The organism is Vibrio splendidus 12E03, from assembly GCF_000272105.2.
GTDB lineage: Bacteria > Pseudomonadota > Gammaproteobacteria > Enterobacterales > Vibrionaceae > Vibrio > Vibrio splendidus_I.
In genome coordinates this window covers 13,328-40,124 of record NZ_AJZD02000234.1, presented here as the reverse complement: position 1 = coordinate 40,124, position 26,797 = coordinate 13,328, and the positions used below count along the sequence as shown (strand labels likewise).

General features: G+C 44.5%; 25 protein-coding genes. 14 read left to right on the top strand and 11 right to left on the bottom strand.

Going from position 1 to position 26,797, the window contains the following annotated elements; all coding sequences use genetic code 11:
* Positions 1–26 precede the first annotated feature (26 nt).
* The 5 genes from yccS (at position 27) to A142_RS15390 (ending at position 5,606) form a co-directional block, all read left to right on the top strand.
* Positions 27–2,210: a YccS family putative transporter gene (gene yccS / locus A142_RS15410; RefSeq protein WP_019825783.1), complete on the top strand. Its 2,184-nt coding sequence runs from the start codon at positions 27–29 to the stop codon at positions 2,208–2,210.
* A gap of 333 nt (positions 2,211–2,543) precedes the next feature.
* Positions 2,544–2,729: a hypothetical protein gene (locus tag A142_RS15405; RefSeq protein WP_017629650.1), complete on the top strand. Its 186-nt coding sequence runs from the start codon at positions 2,544–2,546 to the stop codon at positions 2,727–2,729.
* Between the two features lie 121 nt (positions 2,730–2,850).
* Positions 2,851–3,171, top strand: a complete 321-nt coding sequence (locus A142_RS15400) for a hypothetical protein (RefSeq protein WP_019825779.1) — start codon at positions 2,851–2,853, stop codon at positions 3,169–3,171.
* Between the two features lie 185 nt (positions 3,172–3,356).
* Positions 3,357–4,616, top strand: a complete 1,260-nt coding sequence (locus tag A142_RS15395; protein WP_029405678.1) for a hydroxymethylglutaryl-CoA reductase — start codon at positions 3,357–3,359, stop codon at positions 4,614–4,616.
* Positions 4,617–4,694: 78 nt separating this feature from the next.
* Positions 4,695–5,606, top strand: coding sequence for a LysR family transcriptional regulator (locus tag A142_RS15390; RefSeq protein WP_029405677.1), 912 nt, complete (start codon positions 4,695–4,697; stop codon positions 5,604–5,606).
* Positions 5,607–5,681: 75 nt separating this feature from the next.
* On the opposite strand, the gene A142_RS15385 is transcribed toward A142_RS15390, so the two are convergent.
* From A142_RS15385 to A142_RS15375, 3 genes are all read right to left on the bottom strand, one after another.
* The gene (locus A142_RS15385) at positions 5,682–6,596 is read right to left on the bottom strand and encodes a YjjW family glycine radical enzyme activase (RefSeq protein ID WP_019825775.1); all 915 of its coding nucleotides are present in this window, start codon (positions 6,594–6,596) and stop codon (positions 5,682–5,684) included.
* Between the two features lie 56 nt (positions 6,597–6,652).
* A complete protein-coding gene (locus A142_RS15380; protein WP_019825769.1) occupies positions 6,653–8,218 on the bottom strand; it encodes a YjjI family glycine radical enzyme in 1,566 nt (521 codons plus the stop codon).
* Positions 8,219–8,476: 258 nt separating this feature from the next.
* Complete coding sequence (locus tag A142_RS15375; protein ID WP_029405676.1) at positions 8,477–9,076, bottom strand: class I SAM-dependent DNA methyltransferase; 600 nt, start codon at positions 9,074–9,076, stop codon at positions 8,477–8,479.
* Between the two features lie 162 nt (positions 9,077–9,238).
* Between A142_RS15375 and A142_RS15370 the strand changes: the two genes are divergently transcribed.
* Entirely contained in the window at positions 9,239–10,117 is an 879-nt protein-coding gene (locus A142_RS15370) for a LysR family transcriptional regulator (protein ID WP_019825766.1), read from the top strand.
* Between the two features lie 57 nt (positions 10,118–10,174).
* On the opposite strand, the gene A142_RS15365 is transcribed toward A142_RS15370, so the two are convergent.
* Entirely contained in the window at positions 10,175–10,525 is a 351-nt protein-coding gene (locus tag A142_RS15365) for a hypothetical protein (RefSeq protein WP_019825764.1), read from the bottom strand.
* Between the two features lie 311 nt (positions 10,526–10,836).
* On the opposite strand from A142_RS15365, the gene A142_RS15360 reads away from it, so the two are divergent.
* The gene (locus tag A142_RS15360) at positions 10,837–11,733 is read left to right on the top strand and encodes a cation diffusion facilitator family transporter (protein WP_019825762.1); all 897 of its coding nucleotides are present in this window, start codon (positions 10,837–10,839) and stop codon (positions 11,731–11,733) included.
* 50 nt (positions 11,734–11,783) lie between these two features.
* Here the strand turns inward: A142_RS15360 and yddG are convergent, their stop codons facing one another.
* Entirely contained in the window at positions 11,784–12,713 is a 930-nt protein-coding gene (gene yddG / locus A142_RS15355) for an aromatic amino acid DMT transporter YddG (RefSeq protein WP_019825760.1), read from the bottom strand.
* Positions 12,714–12,959: 246 nt separating this feature from the next.
* Positions 12,960–13,634 carry a pyrimidine 5'-nucleotidase gene (gene yjjG / locus A142_RS15350; RefSeq protein ID WP_019825758.1) on the bottom strand — a complete coding sequence of 225 codons (675 nt, stop codon included), beginning with the start codon at positions 13,632–13,634 and terminating at the stop codon, positions 12,960–12,962.
* A gap of 234 nt (positions 13,635–13,868) precedes the next feature.
* On the opposite strand from yjjG, the gene A142_RS25200 reads away from it, so the two are divergent.
* The 3 genes from A142_RS25200 (at position 13,869) to A142_RS15340 (ending at position 16,556) form a co-directional block, all read left to right on the top strand.
* The gene (locus A142_RS25200) at positions 13,869–14,021 is read left to right on the top strand and encodes a hypothetical protein (RefSeq protein WP_019825757.1); all 153 of its coding nucleotides are present in this window, start codon (positions 13,869–13,871) and stop codon (positions 14,019–14,021) included.
* A 260-nt stretch (positions 14,022–14,281) separates the two neighbouring features.
* Complete coding sequence (gene yiaY, locus A142_RS15345; RefSeq protein WP_017064788.1) at positions 14,282–15,430, top strand: L-threonine dehydrogenase; 1,149 nt, start codon at positions 14,282–14,284, stop codon at positions 15,428–15,430.
* 202 nt (positions 15,431–15,632) lie between these two features.
* The gene (locus A142_RS15340; RefSeq protein WP_019825756.1) at positions 15,633–16,556 is read left to right on the top strand and encodes a hypothetical protein; all 924 of its coding nucleotides are present in this window, start codon (positions 15,633–15,635) and stop codon (positions 16,554–16,556) included.
* Positions 16,557–16,670: 114 nt separating this feature from the next.
* On the opposite strand, the gene A142_RS15335 is transcribed toward A142_RS15340, so the two are convergent.
* Positions 16,671–17,105 carry a YccF domain-containing protein gene (locus A142_RS15335; RefSeq protein ID WP_004730224.1) on the bottom strand — a complete coding sequence of 145 codons (435 nt, stop codon included), beginning with the start codon at positions 17,103–17,105 and terminating at the stop codon, positions 16,671–16,673.
* 247 nt (positions 17,106–17,352) lie between these two features.
* On the opposite strand from A142_RS15335, the gene A142_RS25575 reads away from it, so the two are divergent.
* Positions 17,353–17,478, top strand: coding sequence for a hypothetical protein (locus A142_RS25575; RefSeq protein ID WP_017060906.1), 126 nt, complete (start codon positions 17,353–17,355; stop codon positions 17,476–17,478).
* 102 nt (positions 17,479–17,580) lie between these two features.
* On the opposite strand, the gene A142_RS15330 is transcribed toward A142_RS25575, so the two are convergent.
* Complete coding sequence (locus A142_RS15330; RefSeq protein ID WP_019825755.1) at positions 17,581–18,657, bottom strand: threonine aldolase family protein; 1,077 nt, start codon at positions 18,655–18,657, stop codon at positions 17,581–17,583.
* Positions 18,658–18,960: 303 nt separating this feature from the next.
* Between A142_RS15330 and A142_RS15325 the strand changes: the two genes are divergently transcribed.
* From A142_RS15325 to A142_RS15315, 3 genes are all read left to right on the top strand, one after another.
* Positions 18,961–19,578 carry an NAD(P)H-dependent oxidoreductase gene (locus tag A142_RS15325; protein ID WP_029405675.1) on the top strand — a complete coding sequence of 206 codons (618 nt, stop codon included), beginning with the start codon at positions 18,961–18,963 and terminating at the stop codon, positions 19,576–19,578.
* Positions 19,578–21,503, top strand: a complete 1,926-nt coding sequence (locus A142_RS15320) for a monovalent cation:proton antiporter-2 (CPA2) family protein (protein WP_019825753.1) — start codon at positions 19,578–19,580, stop codon at positions 21,501–21,503. Before A142_RS15325 ends, A142_RS15320 begins: the two co-directional genes overlap by 1 nt.
* 542 nt (positions 21,504–22,045) lie before the next feature.
* A complete protein-coding gene (locus tag A142_RS15315) occupies positions 22,046–23,269 on the top strand; it encodes a DUF819 domain-containing protein (protein WP_019825752.1) in 1,224 nt (407 codons plus the stop codon).
* Between the two features lie 81 nt (positions 23,270–23,350).
* Here A142_RS15315 and A142_RS15310 read toward each other — a convergent pair whose 3' ends face one another.
* The 3 genes from A142_RS15310 to A142_RS15300 all read right to left on the bottom strand — a co-directional run bounded on the left by A142_RS15310 (position 23,351) and on the right by A142_RS15300 (position 26,757).
* On the bottom strand, positions 23,351–24,211 hold the full coding sequence (locus A142_RS15310) for a hypothetical protein (RefSeq protein ID WP_019825751.1): 861 nt from the start codon (positions 24,209–24,211) through the stop codon (positions 23,351–23,353).
* A 210-nt stretch (positions 24,212–24,421) separates the two neighbouring features.
* Positions 24,422–25,453, bottom strand: a complete 1,032-nt coding sequence (gene tdh / locus A142_RS15305) for an L-threonine 3-dehydrogenase (RefSeq protein ID WP_019825750.1) — start codon at positions 25,451–25,453, stop codon at positions 24,422–24,424.
* A 110-nt stretch (positions 25,454–25,563) separates the two neighbouring features.
* A complete protein-coding gene (locus tag A142_RS15300) occupies positions 25,564–26,757 on the bottom strand; it encodes a glycine C-acetyltransferase (protein WP_019825749.1) in 1,194 nt (397 codons plus the stop codon).
* Between the last annotated feature and the right edge of the window lie 40 nt (positions 26,758–26,797).

Here is a 26,797-nt window from a genome sequence, read left to right as displayed (position 1 = left end):
GTTTTTAGTGTGTCAAGTGAGCGACTGTGGACTTTTCAGCCAAATTACGCCTCTATTGGGCGAATAAAACCATAAATTACAGCGTATTAATTCTCATCACTCTGCTCGGTGTTGTCGTTCCGGCTTGGTATTATGGGCAAAACACACTCATCACTCCATTGATCTTAGGTGTGATCGCCGCGGCACTGGCAGAAAGTGATGACAGCTTTACGGGACGCTTGAAAGCGCTCACCCTGACCTTTATCTGTTTTGCGATCGCCGCCTTTTCTATAGAACTGCTGTTCGACACACCTTGGTTATTCGCATTAGGTCTTTTCGCATCCACATTCTCGTTCATCATGCTCGGTGCAATTGGGCCCAAATATGCCAGCATCGCGTTTGGTTCTCTGCTGGTTGCTATCTACACCATGCTCGGCGCTCATGAGAGCATCAACTTATGGTTCCAACCGTTATTGCTCTTAACAGGCGCGGCTTGGTACTACTTCATGTCGATGATCTGGCAGATTGTATGGCCAATGCAACCTGTGCAGCAAAACCTTGCTAACGTGTTTGATCAGGTTGGCACCTACATGGAATCTAAGGCAGAACTGTTCTACCCAGTATCTGATCTTATCCCTCAGCCGCACCGCATTATTGAAGCCAAATTAAATGCGAGTACCGTCAATGCGCTCAACATGTGTAAAGCAACCTTGCTTAATCGCTCCAAACGCGGACACATTGACGGACCCAGTGACCGATTCCTCAATACTTACTTCATCGCGCAAGACATTCACGAACGCGTGAGTTCGACCCACTATCGCTATCAAGAACTTGCCAAACACTTTGAGCGCTCTGATGTGCTGTTCCGTTTTAAATATCTGCTGGAAGCGCAAGCGACCGCGTGTAAAGAAGTGGCGAGCTCGCTAAAGGTTGGCGCGGAATACCAACATGGCGATAAATCGGTATTGGCGCTTGATGAACTGATGTCTTCACTTAATCACCTTCATCAACAAAACAAACCAGAATGGAAGCCATTGCTGAGCCAATTGGATTATCTATTCAATAACCTTGCAACGGTTGAAAAGCAGCTATCGAACATCAGTAACCCAGATGCAGAGAAGTTAGAAGAAGATGTCTTAGACGATACCAATCCGCACACCTTAACGGCGATGTGGCAAAAGATAAAAGCCAACCTGCATACAGATTCGATGCTGTTTCGTCACGCAATTCGTATGGCGATCACGCTGACACTCGGTTACGGCATTATTCAAGGTTTTGACATTGAACGCGGCTACTGGATTCTACTGACGACGCTATTTGTGTGTCAGCCAAACTACAGCGCTACTCGTCAAAAGCTTACTGCACGTGTCATTGGCACCGTTGCAGGCTTATTAATTGGCGTTCCGCTACTGACCTTCTTCCCTTCTCAAGAGAGCCAGTTGGTGTTCATTGTGATCAGTGGCGTGATGTTTTTTGCGTTCCGTATCAACAACTACGGATTCGCAACAGGCTTTATTACCCTATTGGTATTGTTCTGCTTTAACCAACTTGGCGAAGGATACGCCGTGGTGTTACCAAGACTGGCAGATACCTTCATAGGCTGTGCCCTCGCTGTATTGGCGGTCGTTTATGTGTTACCTGATTGGCAATCAAAACGACTGCATAAAGTGATGGCTGATGCTCTTGATTCCAACAAGAACTACCTCGCGCAAATCATCGGCCAATATCGTGTAGGTAAGAAAGACACATTGAATTACCGTATCGCCCGCCGCAGCGCACACAATAACGATGCGAACCTGACTAGCGCTATCAGCAGCATGTTGGTGGAACCCGGTAAATATCGAACCTCTGAGGATGAGAGCTTTCGCTTTCTAACGCTGAATCACGCCCTACTCAGCTATATTTCGGCACTGGGCGCACACAGGACGCGTATTGACGACGAATCCACACACAAGCTCGTTCTGGATGCACACCGTGTGATACACGAGCACCTTGATGCTCTGAATGACCAACTCTATTCACATCGTGAACAGTGTGAGGTTAAAAATGCATACGACCCTGAACTTGATAAACGTCTAAGTGAATGGCGAGAGGAAGATGAGAGTTCTGTCAGAATGGTCTTACAACAGCTTCATTTGATTTATCGAATGCTTCCAGAACTGCATACGCTAGCGACCAAGTTTGCGGTTAAGGTGAAGATTGATAAACCGCTCGATAAAGCAGATTCTTAATAGACAAACAAAATACTGTAAAAACAAAAAGATAGCATTAATCGAACACCTTTTGATCATTTGTTACCGTTATATGTTGCTCTACCAATACCTCTAATTGAGTAGAGCAACTGCTTACCTACCCTTACCCCATAAGGGTTAAGACGATTTTTACGTTGTAGGAATTTTCTGACTTTGATTGACCAAGCCTTAACTTTGCCTAACATTTGTCGGACAAAAAAACGACCAGAGGAATTTATAGTTGTCTTAGTTCTAGGAAATTACAAATTTCGTTTAATATTCACTTAATCTTGTTTGATTTCCTGCACCAGTAGTCTATGCTCAATTGAGCATATGGATTTGCACCAAGGTCACATTATGAATACACAACAATTTGAAGCATTCAAACAACAGATTCAGCTTCTTAGCCCGCAGCAATTAAAAGCATTGCAAGGCGAGATTGACGGTAATCTTGAAACGGAACAACAAACTCTTCTTACTGATGAAGAACTAAATGCATTGAACGATCTGTTCAGTTAATAGACAGACGTCACTATTTTAGCTTAAGTACTCCGTTTCACTGTAAATTTTACCCCTTCACCATTGCGCTCAAAATATCGTCCACCTAGACTTATTCAACACGTCAATTAAAGGTTCTGCTATGTCGATATCTGGTATTCAATCTGGTTACGCCATTATTCAGCAGTCAAACAACATGGCTGAAGAAGCCGCGATCGAGCTCAATCAAGCCTCCAAACACACTCCAGAATCCGATGATGCTTTCAAAGGCAGTGATCTCAGCTTCAACCAAATAGAGCCTGAACAATCCATTTCGTTTAAAGACAAAGACCCAGAACCTGTTTCATCTTCAACCGATTCACTATTGAAGCTAACCCAAAGTGCCAGTTATAACCGTGTGGGTGCGAGTGTGGTTGATCGTCAAAACGAAGCGATCGGTAGTCTTCTAGACATCCACATCTAAGCTATACTTACTGTTCGCACTTATTTTCAATGTTCTAAATCGACTCGATTCAACCACTTTGGACGCTTTTTGACGCAATAAGCACACAAACTGTAACTCATTATATCTGGCGCTTGTTTCTGGTTTATTACTCGGTAGAATCAGCGCAAACCATTTTGCTGCACAAACTTTACTTCATACTATTTATGCCAAAACTAAATCTGCATCGCCGTGACTATGTTTCTATTTTAGGGGGCGATATCTCCGCAGACGAATTAGAAAATAAACTCCAACCTCATTTTGAAAAGCCAGCAAACAAGCTGACTCCTAGCCCTTACCTGACAGAAAAGAATGTGACACGTCGTTGGACTGCTCTCGATAATGAAGAATCACAAAAAGAGCTACTCGACCCTCATACCGAAAGTCAGATGCAAGCCTATGAGAAAAACATCGAGCACTTCGTTGGCACTGTTAAGGTACCTGTAGGTATCTCTGGCCCATTGCGCGTTAACGGCTTGTTTGCCCAAGGTGATTACCTAGTTCCACTGGCAACAACCGAAGCAGCACTTGTCGCGTCTTACAACCGTGGTTCTAAACTCATTAGTGCCTGTGGTGGCGCGAGTGCAATGTTGTTGAATGAAGGTGTTACGCGCACCCCAGGGTTTGCGTTTCAAGGGTTAGTAGAAGCAGGGCAATTTGTGGCATGGGCCGTGACCCAATATGAAAAGTTTAAAACTTTAGCAGAATCTACGACTTCTCACGGCAAACTGACCGACATCAATATCAACATTGAAGGCAACCATGTTTACTTGGTGTTTGAGTTTCTAACGGGAGACGCATCTGGTCAGAATATGGTGACCATCGCGACCAACGCGGTATTTGAGTACATCATCGAACACACACCAGTTAAGCCTGACCATGCCTTCCTTGATGGTAACTTGTCGGGTGATAAGAAAGCCAATACCCAAACCTTGCGCAGCGTGCGCGGCAAAAAGGTAACCGCTGAAGTTAATATCCCAGCAGAACTGGTGGCTAAGTATCTACATACCACGCCAGAGAAGATGGTTCAGTTTGGTCAAATGACCACTGTGGGCGGCGCTCTGAGCGGCACTATCGGTATCAATGCCCATTACGCTAATGCACTAGCTGCTCTTTATATTGCTTGCGGACAAGACGCAGCGTGTGTTGCAGAATCTGCCATTGGCATGACTCGCATGGAGTTGAACAAAGAAGGTGGCCTATACGCTAGCGTAACACTGCCTAATTTAATGCTAGGTACAGTAGGCGGCGGCACTGGTCTACCAAGCCAAAAGGCATGTCTAGATTTACTTGGTCTTCACGGCAATGGTAAATCGCAAGCCTTAGCTGAGGTATGTGCTGCATTATGTTTAGCGGGTGAACTGTCGATTGTAGGCGCGTTTTGCGCAGGTCACTTTTCGCGAGCTCATCACAAATTAGCTCGTTAATAACCTTTATCCAATTTGGCTTGTGAGATTTTGTGGATTGCACAAGAGCACAAGCCACTCTGAATGCGTGAGTCATAAATGGATTACTTACACTTATCTAGAGTGAGCCTTAAGCACCTCACTGCGCTTCATATTATGCTGAACACCCACAGCGTTACTCAAACCTCAGAGCAACTCTTTGTCAGCCCTTCGAGTGTGAGTAAGACATTATCTCAGCTGCGTGACATACTTAACGACGAGCTTTTCTATCGGGACGGCACCAAGCTGATCCCGACGCCATTTGCCTTGCAGGTAGCTCCTACTGTTCACGCGATTCTTTCAAGCATGAACGGACTGCTTCATCAGAAGAGTTTTACCCCTCAAGAATACCAAGGCAGCTTTTCACTTTCGATGCGCGAAAGTACCTTTGAAGTATTCGCGTCAAAGCTCAGCAAAATTACCACTGAACTCGCACCAAACGCGAAGCTCAACATCTATTCGAAACAACAGCTCGGCTTCGATGCTTTGCTCAGTGGCAAGGTCAATTTGATCTTGTTGCCCCATGATATATCTCAGCCGCCGACCGATAACAAAGAGCTGGTTTGGGAAACAATTCTTCCTGACGAGATGGTTTGTTTGATGGGCGCACATCACCCTCTTGCTCAGCAAGAACTGACGGTGGAAGGCTACTTAGATTACAAGCACATTGGGATTTTAGATAACGAACTGTCTCAGCCCTACTTTGAACAAAACTTGGTTCAATGCCACCAGCCAAGAGAGATGGCAATATCGGTCGCGGACTTCGGCGCTGCGGCTGTGTTGTGTCACCACACACCTTTCCTGTTCACTTGCTCTAAACAGTGGGCTGAGCATGCTAAACAAGCTCAGGGCTTAGTGAGCAAGCCCTTGCCTTTTGATTACGGTAAGGTGGCGTATAGCTTGGTGTGGAATAAACCCAACATGAATGATCAAGCGATCAAATGGTTGTGTGACCTGTTTTTAGAAGCTTAATATTTTTAGAGACTTAATATCTTTAGAAAGTTAACGTTCTTAGAAGCCTGATTGACCGCCTAAGAAATCTAAAGACTAGGTATAAACCTCAGGGGTTTGCATCGGTCTTTGAACTATGGTGTATAGCTTATCGTGAAAGCTCTGCATCTGTTGTTCGTTGCATTTCGGCCAATCTAACGCTTCGCCAATGACACCATGATGTTGAAACGCATTCAGTCGAATTCGAACATCACTTGGTAGAGTCTTCAAGTAACGCCCCACCTGTTCAATTTCGTCCTCAAGGTCGCTTCTATTTGGAATATGCAGCAACCTAGCTTCGTGCAGTTTTCCTTTATCTGCTAAGTAGTTAATGGTTTCAAACACCCTATGGTTGCCTCTGCCCACTAACCATTGATGTGTTTCCGATTGCCATGATTTTAGGTCAATCATCGCGCCATCAAGATAAGGCAACACCTTGTCCCACCCTTGAAGTGACAGCGAACCATTACTATCAATAAAACACGTAAGGTGCGCTAGCTGAGGATCACTTTTAATCGCTTGAAATAGCTCTATGATAAACGGCAACTGCATGGTCGCTTCACCGCCAGAAACGGTAATGCCACTCAAGAAAAACTGATTATGCCTGACAAGCTCCAGAACCTCTGAGACCGTCATTGTGGTAATTTTCGGGCTCGACTTATGGTCGCAGACATCAATACACTTATCGCAGTTGGTGCAAGCTGCTGGGTCCCACTTCACTTTGCCATCAACCATGCTTAAAGCACGGCTTGGACAGCCACTCACACAATCTCCACAATGGTTACAGTGATTGATGGTATGAGGGTTATGACAGGTTATACAGTCGAAATTGCACCCCTGTAGAAACAGCACAAGCCGATTCCCCGGTCCATCAACACAAGAAAAGGTCAGCACACGGCTGACCTTCGCTTGTTTTTCTGTCTTATTATTTTTAACCCTAGCCATTTGAGTTGTTAGATCAGAAATTTTCATAATTCACATTGTTCGTAGTCGAAACGCAACACACACATAACACACGCACGTTAAAGCTATTCGTATGTCGGCGACATCTCTAAGCTCGCCACGCGTGGTTTACGCTCTAATATGCCCGTGTTCTTCGCAGCTTCAGCACCTAAGAAGGTGGTATTGGTGCGTGAGCCTTGCTCGTCATATTTGGCAATGTCAGACAGCTTAATCATGTAACCCGTCACGCGAACCAAATCGTTTGATGCCACGTTAGCCGTAAACTCACGGTAACCCGCTTGAATCGCACCTTTACACAAATTGAACATCGCTTCAGGGTTAGATTTCACTGTTTCGTCGATGGTCAGAATGTCACTGATGCCCGACATGTAGAACTTATGGTGACCCGCGGTAGCACGAACGTAAGAGACTGGATCTGGTTCGGTGCCATAAGGAATACGGACACCCGGAGTCACATCTTCATCTAGGCTAATACCGCCTTGAGCATGCAGCAGAGCCTTACCTTCCAGCCCATATTTCACTTCAGAGCTTTCGACGATCTCAGCCAGCTTTTCAGAGATACGGTGACCGAGTTGATTAGCTTGTTCATCGTGACCATAGCGCCCTGATTTATCTTCTTTTTCCATCAAGATGTTGACGGCTTCCGCCATGCCATAAATACCAAACATTGGCGCAAAGCGGTCTTCTTCGATAAGGCCTTCTTTGGTCAGGAAGCCGTCAAAAAAGTTAGACTCTTCATGCAAGAAGCGGCTACGAGCGTTCATCAATTCAACCATGATGCCACTGTAGTTCGGCAATACTTGTTGTAAGAAATCAGCACTGTCCTCAGACTTCAACGCCACTTGCTTCAGGTTCATACGTACTAGCGTGTTTGAACCACCCGCTAAAGGCAAAGAGTTATAGCAGCTCACAATACCAAAACGCTTGTCGCCGTAAGCCTCGGCATGCGCTGGATAGTTTGCGATATGTGGTTTACTGCACTCGCAGATATTGCTTGCCGCATGACGAAGTAGATCATCAGGTGTCACAGCAGGGTCATACATAAAGGTTAGGTTTGGTGCGATCTGCTTCAGTTCAGCATCTACGCGCAAAATCGTACGACACACAATGTTATCGGTCGGGCCGATATTCACATGCATAAAGGCATCTGGCAATGTGCGGTCCAGCATAATCCAGAACAGCTTAAGCTTTTGATATACCTGCTCATCCGTCAAGCCGCCAACAAATGGCATCAGTACATCATCCAACTGACCTAGGTATACCGGGATTGATGTCACAGACGGAACATGGTGGTAAAGGATGGTAAGCATGTTCAATGCTTCATCGAAATTAGTTGCCGCGCTAAGCTCTAAATACTTTGAGCCTTGATGTAAGTATTTAGAATAGTCTGGAAGTACATAGCGCGGCTTAAATGGTGCATGCCCTTCAAACATGTCACATAGCACACCTTGTTGTAGGGCTTGCACTACTTCGTTGCTTACCGCCATATACGGCAAGCTTGCTTCAGCTTCTAAGGCAAGATAGCTCGACTTCTGCTTTGGAGACAGGTGGGCATCTGAAATGATATTGCTAAAGCGTTGTTGTTGCTCTGAAAGTGGTGAAGAAGTAGATGACGCAGATTGGTGGCTCATTATTAAACCCTTAAAATTGTTATGGGCTTATTTTATATCTCACCATCATATTTCCACTAATGAAATGTATGCAATGCTGTTTTTCCAAAATGGAAATTGGATAATTGAAATTAGCCGTCATGAAGACATTAGGTATAGTCCGTTTAAAACACGAAGCCGTAAAAATAGAAAAACCCACATAACTGGCTTTAAGGCCGTTGATGTGGGTTTCGTAGTTTAAATGAGCATTCTGAATGCTAGCTCAAGGCATACACACGATTACAGATCAGGAAGCGCTTGTTTACGTCCAACACCCATTAATACCTTTAACTCACCTTGTGGTGTATCAACAGAGAACGGTGTCGACACTTCAACAACAGAGAAACCTGCCGCACTCAGTACATTCTCCGAGCGCTGCTGGCTTACGCCATAATCTTCACTGCCGTTTTCTAGGTACCAATCCCAGTGGACAAACGTGCCATCATTTTCAAGCAACGTATAAATCAGACTGACTGTGTCTTGTAGGTTCGGGATAAAACCACACACCGAAGAAGCGACCACTAGGTCAAACTGATTTCTGAATGCTGGATGCTGCGCTGCTAGTCCGCGCGATAAAATATCAACAACCGGTTCAACGTTAGGTAGCTCTTTCTTATCTAACTCTTCAATCATCCCTTCGGAGATGTCGAGTGCGATGATCTCTTTTGCTAAAGGAGATATTTTCTGGCTGAGTAGTCCTGTACCACAACCAAAATCAAGGACACGGGTTCCGTTTAAGTCAACGAGCTGTGTTAACTGGTCAAATACGGACTGTGCGAATACTGCGGTCGCGGGATCTTTATCCCAATCAACGGCGTACTCGTCCCATTGTTTCGCCATCATGGCCTCCATCTTTACTTCTTGTAGGTTCGGAACCCCCCCAGAGTAAACCAAATTAGTCAATTCGTCATAGAGTTATCATGCAAAGATGGACTATTTCTAAGATAGTCAGCACAATATTCAGATAATATGCACCAGCCCCCCGCTTAATATGGAAATGAAATGAACCTTTCTCAAGTCCAAGCCTTTTGTTCCGTTGCTGATTTAGGATCAGTGTCTGAAGCTGCACGCCAGCTAGAATGCAACCGAACCAAACTCAGCATGTCGATTAAAGCCTTGGAAAAAGAGTTAGATGTCGAGCTGTTCGTACGCAGCGGAAACCACGTTGAACTTTCTGAAGCGGGTAAAGCGATTTACAAAGATTGCGAAGGCTTGTTGGTGACAGCAGCGCGTATTAAACAGACCTGCTTGCATGTTTCAGGCGAATTTAACGCAGAGATTTGGATAGCGCGAGATGATTCCCTACCCGATGAAATGTGGCAGGACTTATCTCATGCCTTAAATAACAAGTACCCTTCTACCTCATTCAACTTCGTTCTCGCGTCGAGCGGTGATTTAGCAAACCTAGTTGAAACTCAGCAAGTCGACTTCGCATTTGGCGTCGATTACGAACGTGTCGATGACCCAAGAATTATCTACAACCCGCTTGGTAAGATTCGAATGATGTCTGTATGTAAGAAAGGCCATGATTTGAGTGCGATGCGACGAGTGTCTGATGAGGTACTGAGAAATTCGATGCAAGCGACCATGGTTTATCTTAATGAAAAGGATAATCCAGAGCTTGAGCCCTTTTCGCGTCGCTACATTGGTTTCTCTAGCTTTGACTTTATGTTGGATACGATTTTACGTGAAGAGGCGTGGGGCGTAATGCCAGAGCCACTGATTCGTCACTTGCTACGTGAACAAGAATTAGCGGTGATCAAACACACCTACGGCCTGACTCAAGAAGACTACTGTATGTTTACCGCAGCTGGCATGGCGGAGCACCCGGGAATGAATTGGTTAGCCGACCAGCTTAGTGACTACTTGTTTGATTTCTAGCTCGCGCTTATAGCTTATCGTCTATAGCAAAGGGCAAAATCACAAACAGCACTGCTCCTAAAAAACCATCACGTGATCCACTAAGTAGCGTCCGTCTTCTTCAACCAATACCATTTCAGCGACAAACTCACCTTTGGCAATGGTGTAAGCTTGTTTCCACACAAAAGCGATGGAGTCTGAACGTCTAAATAGCGCCACAGGCTCACGCTCAGCAAAAAAGCCATTACTGTGCTGATAATGGTGGCACACCTTTTCTAAATATTCCGGCGTAACAATGTCTTTCATTCTTTGAGTAAAGTCTCGACAGTGCTGCTCATGATCAACCTTGGTTGAACCATCCATCAGATTATCCATGATCGGGTTAGCAATCGCCCACAAATCGTTATCACTGATATCGTCAAACTTCATATTGATTCACTCCTTGTCCATCGCAGTCGCAGTCGCAGTCGCAGTCGCAGTCGCAGTTCAATCTAGAAGACCAATAAAACCTTAGCGACTAATGTGTTTTATTAATCATAAACGATCCTATTTCAGTTGCATAACATCCCAAAAAACACTCAACGTCAACTTTATTGACACCTTAAATTCAACCTAAGCCATTGAATTTAAAGTGTTTATACATTTTGCTTAAATAGGACATATAAACGTCATCAGATAAAGTTTGTAAAGTTAGCTCAATATTAGAACAATGAAGTTATCAAAAACATCTGGAAAATATTATGTGTGACAGGAAAAGCCAAAACGAAAATCGAGTACTATTGTTCTCAGCCCTTTTAGCATCAGGCTTCGCAATTGGCGGATTGGTGTTGGGTCTTCTCGTTGGCTCTCTGGTCATAGTATTTGACGGTGTCTATTCTCTTATCAGCTTACTGTTAACTTTATTGTCACTAGCTGCTTCAAAATACATTAACCGCCCTTCAGATAGAGAGTTCCCGTTCGGTCGAGCTATCATCGAGCCGATTGTGATTGCCATCAAAGCCGTTGTGATTCTGCTTGTGGTTGGTTATTCACTTTACTCTGCGATTGGTGCCTTGATGACAGGTGGTCGTGAGGTCGATGCTTCTATCGCAACTCTGTTTGGTATTTTCAACGTATTGGGTTGTGGTTACGCTTGGTGGTACATCGCTAACAAGAGCAAACGTATCTCTTCAGGTTTGATTCAAGCGGAATCTAAACAGTGGCAGATGGATACACTATTGAGTGTCGCGGTAACGGCTGGTTTCGTCGTAGCGTGGGCAATGACATTCTCGCCTCTTGCGTCATACGCAGTATATGCCGACCCAATGATGATGTTACTGATGTCTTTCTACTTCATTAAAGTGCCATTCGACATGTTACGAGAAGCAATGCGTGAACTGCTGATGATGTCGGCAACCAAAGATATTTGTGACGCGGTAGATAAGAACGTTGTCGCGGTAGACAAAGAAGCGGATCAAGATTTGGAGCTGATGGGTGTGACTAAGGTTGGCCCAGAACTAAGAATTAACGTTGATATTCATACCAACGACCAACAAGCCATTGCGGTCGATGATATTGAACGAACGCGCCGACAGCTTAAGCGACGCCTATCTAAGATGCCTTATGAGCTTCAATTGAATCTCAATGTTGCGAGTTAAGTTTTCCATAGCAAACGAGGACACACCTCACCTGAGTACATAAACTCAAATTAAGAGTGAGATTGAACCTTTTTAGAAGCCGACGCCTTTACCGTCGGCTTTTCTCTTGTTACCCACCAGCAAGCGAGTGAACCAACGGTTACCATACAAACGCCCTGCCAAAATGTCATGGTCAACGACAAGCCTAAAATCAACGAAGATAGTACGGTTGCGAAGATTGGCGTAAAGTAAGACATGGTTGCAAGAAACACCATATTGCCCCCCAGAATCGCCGTGTTCCAAAGCGCATAGCCTGCGCCCATACAAGCGCCAGCTAACGCTAAGTCAATCGCCGCACTCGTTGTCATCACCATGCCTGTTTCATCACTCAACGCATATTTAATCCACAGAGTGATCGCCGTAGCGATAAAGAAAAGCACAATCGCATTCTGTCCTTTAGCAACGCGCTGGGTGTAGTTGCAGTAAACAGCCCAAATAATCGCACCAAAAAACGCCATAGAATAAGTTTTAGGATTAGTCGCAATGTTGGCAGCAATTTGATCAACAGATAGACCTTGATCACCACTGATGCTCCAAGCCACACCGAAGAATGCCAAAAAGATACTTGGATAAACCAACCAGTTAATCTTTTTGTCACTCAGCAGCACCGCAAACAACACCGTCAGTGCCGGCCATAGATAGTTGATTACTGCCATCTCTATGGCTTGATGTCGGCTGTTCGCCATTCCCAATGCCAGAGCCAGGAAAATCTCATAACAAACGAACAAGGCGCCGCCAATCAGCAAGTAAGACTTAGAGAAGCGTGACAACTTTGGTAAACCCATAACACAGACCAACAACAGTGCACTTACCGTATAAAGACTGGCTGCACCACCAATTGGACCTAGCTGTTCTGAGACACTACGAGACAGAGCAATCAAACAGCTCCATAATAAAATGGCGATAATACCGTAGCAGCTATAACGATGAGATTTCAGCACGCCTTTTCCTTTATCTGTTTTGATGGTCACTCTATGGTTAAACCAAGTTCAAAATAATTGGCCGAGTACATTTTCGTACTCGGCCATCAATACTTTGTTTACAAAGCATCTATCAATTTACGAAACATTAATCAATTAACGAAGCATCTATCCACCAGCGAAACGCCAATCAATTTACAAAGCATTGCTCAATTAACGAAATCAACCAGTTATGATGCGTATTCAGTAGTGGCAGGCAGTTAATAACTAAGCCAGCAGCAGAGCTTGCAAGTTAGCCAAAGACTTCACTTGATAGTGAGGATTGATGCCCGCTGGCGTTGCCTTTTCTTGGCTATTTAACCAGCAAGTTTCAATGCCAAAATCTAACCCACCTAGAATATCGGAATGTGGGTTATCCCCGACCATCAATATTCTTTGCTTCGATGGCAATCCAACCAGCTTATGCGCATATTCAAAAATCTCGGCATCCGGTTTCGCTACCCCAACCTCTTCAGAAATGATCACGTGATCAAAGTAATCCGTCATTCCTGTGCGCTCTAAACGGATTGACTGCAGCTCTGTAAAACCGTTAGTGATGATGCCCATGTTCACTTTGCCTTTTAAAGACTCCATCAACTCTTTTGCACCAGGAAGCAGCGAACAGATGTCTGCCATTGCGGTCAAAAATGCACTGTTTAGTTCTGCTGTTGTTGTCTCTAGCTTTGTTGCCCAGCTTTCAAAACGCGCGTGCTTCAGTTGAGCTGCCGTAATACGCCCATCTTGGTAATCTACCCAAAGTGGTAAATTCACCTCTTGGTAAACCGAATAATCCTGTTCACTAAAGTCCACACCAAAACGGGAGAACATCAGCTTCATTCCTTGAAAAGCATCAAAGTGGAACAAGGTTTCATCCGCATCAAAGAATATCCAATCGTACTTCATTTTCTGTCCTGTTATTCGCGCTGTTGAGCAATGCTGTGTCTGTTTTTATCGTAGTTTTGCTTAATTTTTCTTTTCGCCTTGTAGGCTGGCAATCACTTTACTCGCAAATCTGTGATCCTGTATATAAATCTAATAATTTATAGATAACAAGCCACAAGTCATGATGTATCGCAAATTTTGCCACATATTAAACCAATACCATACAAGAAACACACTTAAGTACCGGGAGGTATTATGAAGCACTTTTTACCGTCATCTGTCATGCTCACCCCTTTTCTTGTCAAATACTATGACGAGGAGCCAGAAGACACCCTTGGTTCTGAAGAGTCGCAAGATCCTCAAATTGAATGCAGTGATGACTCTGATAAAAAATCGACACCAGCCTAACCAGAGCAACGTTCAGTGAAAAACCTTATTTTTCATTGTTATAGAGCACCATTCTGCTCTTGTTGGAGTCAATTTATCACTAACCAATACTGACAAAGAACACAGCCAAAAACCATGAAAACGATTGCTATATGAGCCCTATCACAATGACTAGCCACAAAGTGGTAGTTCGGGATCAAAGTTGTTCCAGATCAATGGTCGACCACTTGAATGCCGACAACATGTAGGAAATTAAAGATCATAATTAACGGAGTTTTCCAATGTCTACTGCATTTTACATCCCTACAATCAACTTCATGGGTACTGGCTGTCTGAAGGATGCTGCTGATAGCATTCAGTCTCAAGGCTTTAAAAAAGGTCTGATCGTAACTGATAAAATCCTGAACCAAATTGGCGTAGTTAAGCAGGTACAAGACCTTCTTAGCCAGCGTGGCGTAGATGCAGTTGTATTCGACGGCACTCAACCAAACCCAACCATCACTAACGTGAACGATGGTCTAGAATTGCTGACTGACAACGATTGTGATTTTGTTGTTTCTCTAGGTGGCGGTTCTCCACACGACTGTGCAAAAGGTATCGCTCTGGTTGCTTCTAACGGCGGCAAGATTGCAGATTACGAAGGCGTAGACCAATCTGAAAAGCCAATGATGCCATTGATCGCTATCAACACCACAGCTGGTACAGCATCTGAGATGACACGTTTCTGTATCATTACTGACGAAGCTCGTCACATTAAGATGGCTATCGTTGATAAGCACACAACTCCGCTTATCTCAGTAAACGATCCTGAGTTGATGCTTGCTAAACCTGCATCACTGACTGCAGCAACGGGTATGGATGCGTTAACCCACGCAATCGAAGCTTACGTTTCAATCGCAGCAACGCCAATTACCGACGCTGTAGCAATTAAAGCGATCGAACTTGTGCAAGCGCACCTAAGAACAGCAGTAACGCACGGCGAAGACATTGAAGCTCGCGAGCAGATGGCTTACGCACAATTCATGGCGGGTATGGCGTTTAACAACGCGTCACTGGGTTACGTTCATGCAATGGCGCACCAACTGGGTGGTTTCTACGACCTTCCACACGGTGTATGTAACGCTATCTTGCTTCCACACGTTCAACGCTACAACGCACAAGTTTGTCCTGAGCGTCTACGTGATGTGGCAAAAGCAATGGGTGTGAATGTTGAAGGCATGACGGCAGAACAAGGCGCAGAAGCAGCGATCAACGCGATTGTTCAACTTGCAAACGACGTGAACATTCCAACTGGTATCGCGCAACTTGGTGCGAAACTAGAAGATATCCCAACGCTGTCTGATAATGCACTTAAAGATGCTTGTGGCTTCACCAACCCTAAACAAGCAACTCACGAAGAGATCTCAGCGATCTTCGAAGCGGCAATGTAACCTAGATACAAATCACTTCTTATAGCTAAAACAAACGGACTCACCTTGTGAGTCCGTTTTCTTTTATCTATCCAATCCCTTTCAAACCTTTATCTTCCTCGCTAATCACTCATCACTCATCACTCATCACTAAAAAGTCGCATTGTTGCAATCGCTTGGTTATAGTCAAACTATTGATATATAGAATAACAAACAGGTTCCATTGAGTCGTAGGATAGCTAGCACCTCATTATTGGCGTCACTCATTTCATACTCCGTTCAGGCAGAGGAACAGAATGAGTGCCACAGTCAGCCGTTAGAAGACGTCCCTGTCGAAAAGGCTTACCATTTTCTGAACAGTAAATTTTGCCAACCTGCACTCTGGTTCGATAGCTTCTTTGTAGATGACCGAATAACTGAAGATGCCAGAGCTGGCACATCTGTACGTTGGTATAACGATTTTATTTATTCTGAAGGTGGGGAGCTAGACTACTCGACCAAGCTCAAAGCGCGCCTTCATCTCCCCTTTGTCAGTAAACGCCTAAAGTTGATCTACGAATCTGTCAGCGATGAAGAGTTCTTGGATTTCTTTCCGCAAGATTCAGAGGAATTAGAGAGCGCACTCGGCCTACGTTACGATGCTTATGCCAAGGGTTACAGTAGCTTCAATATCAAAGCGACACTGCGCCCGCGTATTGAAGCTCGCTACCGATTTACCTACCCTCTCACAACCGATGCGGTATTCAGGCTTACTCAACGTGTATATCAAGAAAAACAAGAGACTGGCGAAATCACTGACATCGATTTTGATCTTTCTTTGAGTGATGATTTCTTGGCTCGATGGTCAAGCTTTGCAGGGTACAACGACAACCTTAAAGGTTGGAACTATGGTACAGGGCTAATCTTGTATCACTACCTTGCCCAAGACCAAGCACTTCAATATAGCGCCACGATTAATGCAACGGATGAGCCGCATAATCATTACGAATACGCTCAGGTTTCGGTTACCTACCGACAAAACGTATGGAAAGAGTGGCTGTTCTACGAACTCATCCCTCGTTATCAATGGGAACGAGAGCCCCATGAGAAACACACCGAAGAAGCCAACATCACCCTACGGCTTGAAGTCCTATTCAATAATGTCTAGCTCAACAACGCCTAGTTAGTGTTTAGGATATGAGCATCGAGAGATAAGAACAGAGGCACAAAAAAGCACATCATGCGATGTGCTTTTCAATTCAATCAGGCTGAAAGTGTAATCTTAACCTTTGTAATTTCTTACTCGCGCCGCTTCTGCTTCACGTTTATCGACAACCGTCTTACCGATTGGCGCCAGCGAGATAACCGCGAGCTTAAGGTGTTGAATCGCGAACGGAATACCGATGATGGTAATGAAACACGCCACTGCTGACATGATGTGACCAATCGCAAGCCAGATTCCCGCAAACAAGAACCAAATAACGTTACCAATCACACCTAGCGGACTCGTGCCAATGTCCATTTCATTGGTCAGTTCATCACGCGAAATCGCTTCCTGACCAAATGGGAAGAATGAGAAGTTACCCATAACAAAACACGCTCTACCCCATGGAATACCAACGATGGTTAGGAATGCGAGCAGTCCGAAGAACCACCACGCCAGCCCCATAAATACACCACCGAACAGAAACCAAATGATGTTTCCTATTGTTTTCATTCTGTATTCTCCAAATCTTGTAATACTGTTTATTTCATATGCCGAGTAAGGCAATACTTGTTCTAATAGGTTCATTATTGTTGAACCTTTATGAACCGTTTATGAATCACTTACATTTTATGTGATTGATACACACCACGGTTCTCTAAATCTACATAGGGCTAAACCCATTTATTTGATACCATACACTTAGATTTTTAGTACCAAAAAGCTAAACAGACTCAACAACAAATTTAAGGCCGAATTTATGAATAACACTGAGCAACCTAAAAAGAAAATGAAAAACTGGGTGCCAATCGTCTTCTTCGGACTTCTCAGCACGGTTCCAGTGTTCATGTTCTTAGTTGATGTGTACATCAACCAGTATATGTAACAGAGCCGGACATCCTAGCTATATAAATGGATATAAGAACCTTTTCCTGTATCCATTTCAGTTCCAATTAGATCAGTTCTTCTTCAGCCAGCTCTTCCGTGATCAAATCAGCTCTTCGCTAATAAAATCTAGAATGTCTATCAGCTCATGATCAGGCAAATTTAGTAGGTTATCCCCTACATACCATTCAATCTTACATTGGTTTGGCAACTCACTGATCGCTGGGTTTCCTATCCAAATCTTGTGTTTCTTCGCTATGTTATCTCTCACAATAATGCCGTCTTCATAGTTCACAGGTAAATATAGGTGAAGCATGTTGACCTGCGGTTGCTGCGGATTAATAGTGAACTGAGGATAGTCTAATAAGATTTGGTAGATCTGTTTTGTTCGCTCAAACAGTGATGGCATCAACTCTAATCGCTCATCAAACTGCATTGCTGCTGAAACCACATAAGGCGTTCGGTGATAAACATTGCCACCTTGGCGCTTCATCCACGCAGATGCTTTCGCTACAAAGGCTTTATCGCCCAACAATAACGCCCCCCCAAGGCCATTGAGACCTTTGTACAGCGAAACATAAGCACTATCGAAGCCCTGAGCAATCTCGCTGTATGACTTTTGGTAATAGGCGCCGCATTCCCACAAACGCGCACCATCCATATGAAGGTGAATTGATTGTTCTTTGCAGTACTGCTTGATCGCTTCAAGCTCATCCCATTCTGGTAATTGGCCGCCGATTTCACGCATGGGTAATTCATATAGAGCGGCTGCAATCTCATCAGGCCACGCCTTTAAGTCATCAACATTCCAAGTGCGAAATACGTTGCCAACGGGAAGTACGTTGAATCGGTTTTGGAGCTGATACCCTTGGCGTTCATGACGCATAATATGACTCGATTCATGCATCGCCACTACTGGGTTTCTTTTCTCTTGGCACGCAATTTCTAATGCTGTTGGTTGATTCATGGTGCCAGTAATCACAAATACAGCCGCTTCATATCCTAGCAGTTCCGCGACTTTGTTTTCGAAGCTCTCGATAAACTCACCATCGCCGTAGCTATCATGGCTCACATTGTGTGCCTCACACCATTCAGCCATCTGAGCGAATGTTTGTGCTGGAGTCGGTTCTAGGTGACCGGAAAGCAACAAATCACATTGTTGACGCAAGTCCATGCTCATAGTTTTTCCTTTATTCATTATCGTTCTATGTAGGGTTATTGGATTATTTACGTTACCCACCAACGGTGACATAAAATGCCCAAATTCGCTTTTATTATTCGTGAATAATTAGTTTTACTCAGTCATCGGCGGCTTGTGCCAGAAATACTCAAATTGACGGATGTTTTATATAATTAAGTACCTAAAAACACACGCATCTAAATAGATAAGTATGGGCTAATTCGTTGTTGTTCAACCATTCTTCTATTATTGTATATCTATAATTCCAATAAATATTATTCGTTAATGGACAAAGAGGGCTATATGTCGAAAAATCGAGTCTTGGTGCTATTCGCTCACCCTTCTCAACATCGTTCTGAAGCAAACAAACCCTTATTTGAACAAGCCAAACGCGTTGACGGTGTTACCTGTGTCGATCTCTATGCCGAGTATCCGACATTTAAAATCAACATCGACCGTGAACAGAAACGCCTGTTAGACCATGACATCATCATTTTTCAGTTCCCTTTGTATTGGTACTCAACACCGGCAATTCTTAAAGAGTGGCAAGACCTTGTTCTTGAATACGGCTTCGCCTACGGCGCCGAAGGCAATGAACTACAGGGTAAGAAATTGTTATGTAGCATTACTGCAGGAGGTAAAAAAGATGCCTACCAAAGTGATGGTTACAACCATTTCACGATTCGAGAACTGCTTCACCCAATCGAACAAACCGCTTCTCTGTGCGGGATGAACTATCTCGCGCCCTTTGCGTTATTTGGCTCGCGTACCGCTTTGGAAGAAAACCGCATTCAAAAGCATGTCGATAGCTATAAAGTGCTGTTAGAGGCGTTAGTTGCTGGCAAGATCAATATCAAGAAAGCCAGCAAAGCAGAAAAACTCAACCACTACGTAGAAGAACTAATGGCAGAGGTTAAATAATGACGGGATATTTTCTACAAGCATTTATCTACTTAGTCGCAGCAGTTATTGCCGTGCCTATTGCCAAAAGACTTGGCCTTGGTTCTGTATTGGGTTACCTCATTGCTGGTGTTGTGATTGGCCCAATCATTGGTCTGGTAGGTGAAGAGACCACAACGATCCAACACTTTGCCGAGTTCGGTGTGGTTATGATGCTGTTCTTAGTCGGTCTTGAGCTTGAACCTAAGATGCTTTGGGCAATGAGGAACCGACTTATGGGGCTGGGTGGCCTGCAAGTTGGTGGCACTACCGCGATTGTAATGGGTATTGCTCTGTTCTTTGGGCAGCCTTGGACGATCGCACTGACTATCGGTTTGATCTTCGCACTGTCATCTACCGCGATTGTACTCCAAACCTTTAACGAAAAAGGGCTATCCAAAACAGAAGGCGGAAAGAACGCTTTCTCAGTCCTACTGTTCCAAGATATTGCCGTCATTCCTATGTTGGCATTTATCCCTCTATTAGCCTTGCCAGAATTAATTGAAGCTGCACAAAGCGCGGTTGCTTCGGCTTCTGATCACCATGAAGAGTTAAGCCTCGTCGCTGGCCTACCCGGTTGGGCTTATGGCCTTGTGATCACAGCATCTATTGCGATTGTTGTGGTCGGCGGACACTTCTTGAGTCGTCCACTGTTCCGCTTCGTGGCAAGCTCAGGCCTGCGTGAAATCTTTACTGCAACCGCACTGATGTTGGTGATTGGCATTGCTGCACTGATGAGCCTAGTCGGCCTATCTCCGGCTTTGGGTACCTTCCTTGCGGGTGTGGTTTTAGCGAACAGTGAATTCCGCCACGAACTTGAGTCCAATATCGACCCGTTTAAAGGGCTGCTACTTGGCTTGTTCTTCATCACCGTAGGTGCAGGCATCAACTTTGATGTTCTATTCAACGACTTTGGTTTGATCATTGGCCTAACCCTTGGCGTTATGCTTCTTAAAGCCTTGGTGCTATTTACGTTGGCATTGATATTCAAAATCAAAAACAGTGACCGTTGGCTGTTTACACTGAGCTTGGCGCAAGCCGGTGAGTTTGGTTTTGTACTACTAAGCTTCTCAGCTCAAAACCACGTATTACCTGCTGACATCGTCCAAACATTGTCGCTGGTTGTGGCACTTTCAATGTTCCTAACGCCAGGGCTGTTCATTTTATTTGATAAAGTGATTCTTCCTCGTTACGAACAAAAATCTAACGACCGCGAAGAAGATACCATCGAAGAGAAAGGCACCGTTATCATCGCGGGCATTGGTCGATTCGGTCAAATCGTTAACCGCTTGTTGGTGTCGAACGATGTCAATACGGTGGTTCTGGATCACCAAGCGAACCAAGTAGACTTACTGCGCTCTATCAATATCAAATCTTACTTTGGTGATGCGACACGTCATGACTTATTACATACCGCTGGTATCGAAGAAGCTGCAATGTTGGTTGTGGCTATCGACAACCAAGACTCAAGCGTGGAGTTGGTCAAATACGTTAAGCACTCCTACCCTAACGTAAAAATCTTGGCTCGTGCGTTCGACCGTGGTCATAGTTACCGCTTAAGAGAGGCTGGTGCTGATTTCGTAGAATCAGAAACCTACCACTCAGCACTAGAAATGGGCGCACAAGCACTACGCTCGTTGGGTCATCATCCATTCTTCGTCGAGCAGCAAAAATCGACGTATCAACGCGTTGAGAGTCGTAAGTCTGAAAAGCTTTACCAAGCTTGGTCTGAAGCGGAAGAGAATCCACGCTACGACAACAACTACCGACAAATCTTCATTCACCTTGAGGAAGCAATGAAAGAAGATATGAAGAAAGACCGTTCAGACAAGCACTCTCGCTCTGAACGTGGTTGGACACCTCCACCGAAAGGCTATGCAGATGGCTTTGAGGAAGAAGAGTCTTAAGTAGCATCTAGACTTCAGCTCTAGATAACCATGCAATTCAACCATCAAAAGCGGCTATTTGAGCCGCTTTTTCTTTCATTTAACCCCGACAAAACCTCAAATGAGCATAAAAGTATCAAGTGCTGATACTCGTAATCCGAGAGATTTGTGTGATCTAGCTAAGATTTTTAATTTCTGACCACATAGCAAAAGTGGATTCAATTTTTACATTATTGAAACATTCCACCCCTGCATAAACCACACCATAAACATGGCTATATATGCACTCATTCCTACCATACAAGCACCCACCCAATTCTTAGCGACCACTCTCTAAGGCTTGAATTACATTGCATATATCGAAATACGCCGCAAAAGCCCTAACAGATTCATTCATAAATCAAATAAATAACGCACGACATTCACAAATTCAAACCATCAAAATTAACATAAACATTTCAAAGTATGTCTATCGTTACAATTTGTAACGAATGGCGGTTGTCGGTATAGTCCTGCAATTCAAAAAGTGAGACCTTTGCGCTCACCTTAAAGGAGATATAATAATGATTACTAATGATGCCGTAATTATGGGCATGTTAGCTGTTATTCTTGGCGGTGTATTTATCACGGAAAGTAGCCAAAACAGCGCACTAAAAAAATTCTACTCGTTCGTTCCGGGTCTATTACTCTGTTACTTCGTTCCTTCGCTATTAAACAGCTTTGGCATCATTGATGCTTCAAACTCGAAGCTATACTTTGTGGCAAGCCGCTACCTATTACCAGGTGCATTAGTTCTTCTGATCATTTCAGCAGACCTTCGTAAAATCTTCGGGCTTGGCTCTAAAGCCGTCATCATGTTCTTGACCGGTACTGTCGGCATCATCATTGGTGGCCCACTGGCTATTCTGATTATCGACCAAGTTAACCCTGACCTTGTATCTGGCGACGTATGGCGCGGTCTAACAACGGTAGCTGGTTCTTGGATTGGTGGTGGCGCGAACCAAGCAGCGATGAAAGAAGTGTTCGAGGTTGACGACCAACTGTTCTCAGCAATGATTACCGTTGACGTTATCTGTGCAAATATCTGGATGGCAGTGCTGCTTGTTATGGCAGGCCGCCAGAAGAAGATTGACGCATGGCTGAAAGCAGACACATCATCTATTGATGAGCTAAAAGTGACGGTATCAAAATACCAAGAAGAGAACGCACGCCCTACCACTACAACTGATCTAATGAAGATCACTGCTATCGCATTTGGTCTAACGGGTTTAGCTCACTACTTCAGTGACATGATTGCACCATGGATTTCAACCAACGCACCAGAGCTTGCAAAATACAGCTTAACATCTGGCTTCTTTTGGTTAATTGTCATGGTAACAACGTTCGCGTTGATCGCTTCGTGCTTCAAATCGACACGTAGCCTTGAGCACAGCGGCGCATCAAAAGTAGGTTCGGCATTCATCTACATTCTTGTCGCAACTATCGGTATGCAAATGGATGTGACAGCTATCCTAGACAACCCTGGTTACTTCTTCATTGGTATCACATGGCTAACTATCCATGCCCTTCTGATGATAGCGATGGCGAAACTGATCCGTGCTCCATTGTTCTTTATGGCTGTAGGTAGCCAAGCCAACGTAGGTGGCGCTGCATCAGCTCCTATCGTTGCAGCAGCATTCCACCCAGCATTGGCACCAGTAGGTATCCTAATGGCGGTACTAGGTTACGCACTCGGTACATACGGCGCTTACATTTGCGGTCTCATCATGCAGGTTGCTGCTGGCTGATAGAAGCGTTTCAATCTAATGACACAAAAGGCTGAACGAAGATCGTTCAGCCTTTTTCATTTCTGCTCTTCCACTCTTAGATTAGTCAAATAAAGACGCCAGTTTGTTTTCCACCACAGGGCTAATATTAAAGCTCAACATAAAGTTTGGACGCGTCTTTTCATCTTTCTCGATATAGTAGTTCGCTTCAATGCCAAACTTCCAAGGACGTCCATTCAACACCGTTGTCTTGCTTACGCTTATATTCAACGGAGTTTCCGCCTGATCCTTATTCCAGTCATACGAGAATGTCGGCGCAGAGCCTACCGTCCAACCACCACCTAAGATCTCCACCCAAAACACTTGTGTCGATGTCCTGTTGATTCGAGTATCAGAATGATCGGCTCCGTCTCCAGAAACGCCATACAAGTGGTTGGGGAACATACCTACAACTCGTTCACTACTCGCCTTCCCGACCATAAACTCAGGTCCGACAGCAAACTGGTCCGCCGTTAAGTCACTGCTGCCCGTTGGCAAAGAAGCAAAGAGACCGAAAGCGACAATGGTACCGCCCTCCATTTTAGGCGCATAAGCTAAATCAAATGAGATGTCTGTAACGCCTGACTGATCCATATGCTGCGAGCTTGCTGGTGTATCCACATGGAAATCGTTCTGTACATAAGAGATAGCCGGGCGGAAGATCACTTTGTCGCCGTTATCCATGGGGAAAGGAAGAGTTGGTTGTAATACTGTAGCGAAACTGTCCCCTCCACCATCGTAACCACCTGAATACTGGAGCTTTAGATTGAGGCTAGCGTAAGCTGTATTTGGGTTTGCAAGTTCCTTTGCTGCCTGTTCTGCCGCTTGATCGCTTTCAGATTTAGAAATGTCGACCTTAGCGCTAGCAAAATTCGGCGTTAATAATAGTCCAGTTATTATCAGTGCAAGTGGTTTACAAGCCATGAGCCCTCTCTTCAATAGTAAAACAATAAGATGTAACTGCTTATTGAGTATTTTAGAGATTACTGGGCAGTAAAATGGCCATTAAGTGACAGAAGGGAATTAGCGAAGCCTAGATAAAGAAACAGACAAAGTATGGATACAAAAATGCCCCAAATCGCTTTGAGGCATTTTCAATTAATCAGGAAGCTCGGGAGTGTTTACTCCTTTTGCTTATTCCCAATCAAGAATTACTTTACCTGACATACCAGAGCGCATCATGTCGAAGCCTTTCTGGAAGTCGTCCACTTTATAGTGGTGAGTAATGATTGGTGTTAGATCTAGGCCAGACTGGATTAGTGAAGCCATCTTGTACCAAGTTTCGAACATCTCACGACCGTAGATACCTTTGATAACTAAGCCTTTAAAGATAACTTGGTTCCAATCTACTGCCATGTCTGATGGTGGAATACCTAGTAGAGAGATCTTACCGCCGTGGTTCATGTTAGTCAGCATGCTGTTGAACGCTGATGGGTTACCAGACATTTCTAGTCCTACATCGAAGCCTTCAGTCATGCCAAGCTCTGACATTACGTCTTCAAGCTTCTCTTCCATCACGTTTACTGCGCGAGTCACACCCATTTGACGAGCAAGATCTAGGCGGTATTCGTTTACATCAGTGATTACAACATGACGAGCACCTACGTGCTTAGCAACCGCTGCAGCCATGATACCGATTGGGCCAGCACCAGTAATTAGCACGTCTTCGCCTACTAGGTCGAAAGAAAGCGCTGTGTGTACTGCGTTACCAAACGGGTCAAAGATTGATGCTAGATCATCAGAGATTTCTGCCGGGATCTTAAATGCGTTGAACGCAGGGATCACAAGGAACTCAGAGAACGCACCAGTGCGGTTTACACCAACACCTGTTGTGTTACGACAAAGGTGAGTACGGCCGCCACGACAGTTACGACAGTGACCACATGTGATGTGACCTTCGCCAGATACACGGTCGCCGATTTCAAAACCACGAACTTCTTGGCCAATACCAACAACTTCACCTACGTATTCGTGACCTACTACCATAGGTACTGGGATTGTGTTTTGTGACCACTCATCCCAGTTGTAGATATGTACGTCAGTACCACAAATTGCGGTTTTCTTAATACGGATAAGAAGATCATTATGACCCATTTCAGGTTTTTCAACCTCGGTCATCCAAATGCCTTCTTCAGGCTTAAGCTTAGAAAGTGCTTTAATTTTCATAATGTTACCTAGTTCATCTCGCCTAACTGTAAGGCGAGAATCAAAAATCTATATATTCTACTGGGTGTTGCTCTATCTAATTAAAGGATGCTCGTGGCATCCCTTTAAAATTAGATGATACCCATGTCTTTACCAACTTGAATGAACGCATCGATTGCGCGGTCTAGTTGCTCACGAGAGTGTGCAGCAGACATTTGCGTACGGATACGAGCTTGACCTTTTGGTACTACAGGGAAAGAGAAACCTACAACGTAGATGCCTTTCTCTAGTGCGCGTTCTGCGAATTCAGCCGCTACTTTTGCATCACCAAGCATGATTGGGATGATTGCGTGATCTGCACCGCCCATAGTGAAGCCAGCTTCTTCCATGCGAGTACGGAAGTGAGCAGAGTTATCCCATAGTTGAGTACGTAGGTCGCCAGATTCCGCAAGAAGGTCTAGAACGCGAATAGACGCAGATACGATTGCTGGTGCAACAGAGTTAGAGAAAAGGTATGGACGAGAGCGTTGACGTAGCCAGTCGATCACTTCCTTCTTACCAGAAGTGTAACCGCCTGAAGCGCCACCCATTGCTTTACCAAGTGTACCAGTGATGATATCGATACGGTCTACAACGTTGTGGAACTCGTGAGTACCCGCGCCGTTTTTGCCCATGAAGCCGACAGCATGAGAGTCATCAACCATCACTAATGCGTCGTACTTGTCTGCAAGGTCACAGATAGCAGGAAGGTTAGCCACTACGCCGTCCATAGAGAACACGCCATCAGTTACGATTAGTGTGTGACGAGCGCCAGCTTCTTTAGCAGCGATAAGTTGCTGCTCTAGCTCTTCCATGTTGTTGTTCGAGTAACGGAAGCGCATTGCTTTACAAAGACGAACGCCATCGATGATAGATGCGTGGTTTAGTGCGTCAGAGATGATTGCGTCTTCTTTACCTAGAATCGTTTCGAATAAACCAGCGTTAGCATCAAAACAAGATGTGTAAAGGATAGTGTCTTCTTTACCTAGGAACGTAGACAGCTTTTGCTCTAGTTCTTTGTGAGAATCTTGAGTACCACAGATGAAACGTACTGAAGCCATACCAAAACCGTGCTGATCCATGCCATCTTTAGCCGCTTCGATAAGAGCTGGGTGGTTAGCAAGACCTAAGTAGTTGTTTGCACAGAAGTTTAGTACTTCTTCACCAGTCGAGATAGAAACCGCTGCTTTTTGTGCAGAAGTAATAATACGCTCAGACTTGTAAAGACCTTCTTCTTTAACTTCTTCGATTTGAGTTTGAATCTGTTGGTAAAATGCAGAAGACATTGTCTCATTCCTTCCTAGTTATTATTTAGCAGCATCGCGC

What these genes read in the sequence shown, in the direction of transcription:
- A142_RS25200 (WP_019825757.1), top strand. Translation starts at nt 13,869, where the DNA reads ATGAAGCACTTTTTACCGTCATCTGTCATGCTCACCCCTTTTCTTGTC.
- A142_RS15380 (WP_019825769.1), bottom strand. Translation starts at nt 8,218, where the DNA reads ATGAGCCACCAATCTGCGTCATCTACTTCTTCACCACTTTCAGAGCAA.
- A142_RS15360 (WP_019825762.1), top strand. Translation starts at nt 10,837, where the DNA reads ATGTGTGACAGGAAAAGCCAAAACGAAAATCGAGTACTATTGTTCTCA.
- yiaY (WP_017064788.1), top strand. Translation starts at nt 14,282, where the DNA reads ATGTCTACTGCATTTTACATCCCTACAATCAACTTCATGGGTACTGGC.
- A142_RS15330 (WP_019825755.1), bottom strand. Translation starts at nt 18,657, where the DNA reads ATGAGCATGGACTTGCGTCAACAATGTGATTTGTTGCTTTCCGGTCAC.
- A142_RS15395 (WP_029405678.1), top strand. Translation starts at nt 3,357, where the DNA reads ATGCCAAAACTAAATCTGCATCGCCGTGACTATGTTTCTATTTTAGGG.
- A142_RS15315 (WP_019825752.1), top strand. Translation starts at nt 22,046, where the DNA reads ATGATTACTAATGATGCCGTAATTATGGGCATGTTAGCTGTTATTCTT.
- A142_RS15325 (WP_029405675.1), top strand. Translation starts at nt 18,961, where the DNA reads ATGTCGAAAAATCGAGTCTTGGTGCTATTCGCTCACCCTTCTCAACAT.
- yjjG (WP_019825758.1), bottom strand. Translation starts at nt 13,634, where the DNA reads ATGAAGTACGATTGGATATTCTTTGATGCGGATGAAACCTTGTTCCAC.
- A142_RS15385 (WP_019825775.1), bottom strand. Translation starts at nt 6,596, where the DNA reads ATGAAAATTTCTGATCTAACAACTCAAATGGCTAGGGTTAAAAATAAT.
- A142_RS15405 (WP_017629650.1), top strand. Translation starts at nt 2,544, where the DNA reads ATGGATTTGCACCAAGGTCACATTATGAATACACAACAATTTGAAGCA.
- tdh (WP_019825750.1), bottom strand. Translation starts at nt 25,453, where the DNA reads ATGAAAATTAAAGCACTTTCTAAGCTTAAGCCTGAAGAAGGCATTTGG.
- A142_RS25575 (WP_017060906.1), top strand. Translation starts at nt 17,353, where the DNA reads ATGAATAACACTGAGCAACCTAAAAAGAAAATGAAAAACTGGGTGCCA.
- A142_RS15335 (WP_004730224.1), bottom strand. Translation starts at nt 17,105, where the DNA reads ATGAAAACAATAGGAAACATCATTTGGTTTCTGTTCGGTGGTGTATTT.
- A142_RS15320 (WP_019825753.1), top strand. Translation starts at nt 19,578, where the DNA reads ATGACGGGATATTTTCTACAAGCATTTATCTACTTAGTCGCAGCAGTT.
- A142_RS15370 (WP_019825766.1), top strand. Translation starts at nt 9,239, where the DNA reads ATGAACCTTTCTCAAGTCCAAGCCTTTTGTTCCGTTGCTGATTTAGGA.
- A142_RS15390 (WP_029405677.1), top strand. Translation starts at nt 4,695, where the DNA reads ATGGATTACTTACACTTATCTAGAGTGAGCCTTAAGCACCTCACTGCG.
- A142_RS15365 (WP_019825764.1), bottom strand. Translation starts at nt 10,525, where the DNA reads ATGAAGTTTGACGATATCAGTGATAACGATTTGTGGGCGATTGCTAAC.
- A142_RS15400 (WP_019825779.1), top strand. Translation starts at nt 2,851, where the DNA reads ATGTCGATATCTGGTATTCAATCTGGTTACGCCATTATTCAGCAGTCA.
- A142_RS15300 (WP_019825749.1), bottom strand. Translation starts at nt 26,757, where the DNA reads ATGTCTTCTGCATTTTACCAACAGATTCAAACTCAAATCGAAGAAGTT.
- A142_RS15375 (WP_029405676.1), bottom strand. Translation starts at nt 9,076, where the DNA reads ATGGCGAAACAATGGGACGAGTACGCCGTTGATTGGGATAAAGATCCC.
- A142_RS15310 (WP_019825751.1), bottom strand. Translation starts at nt 24,211, where the DNA reads ATGGCTTGTAAACCACTTGCACTGATAATAACTGGACTATTATTAACG.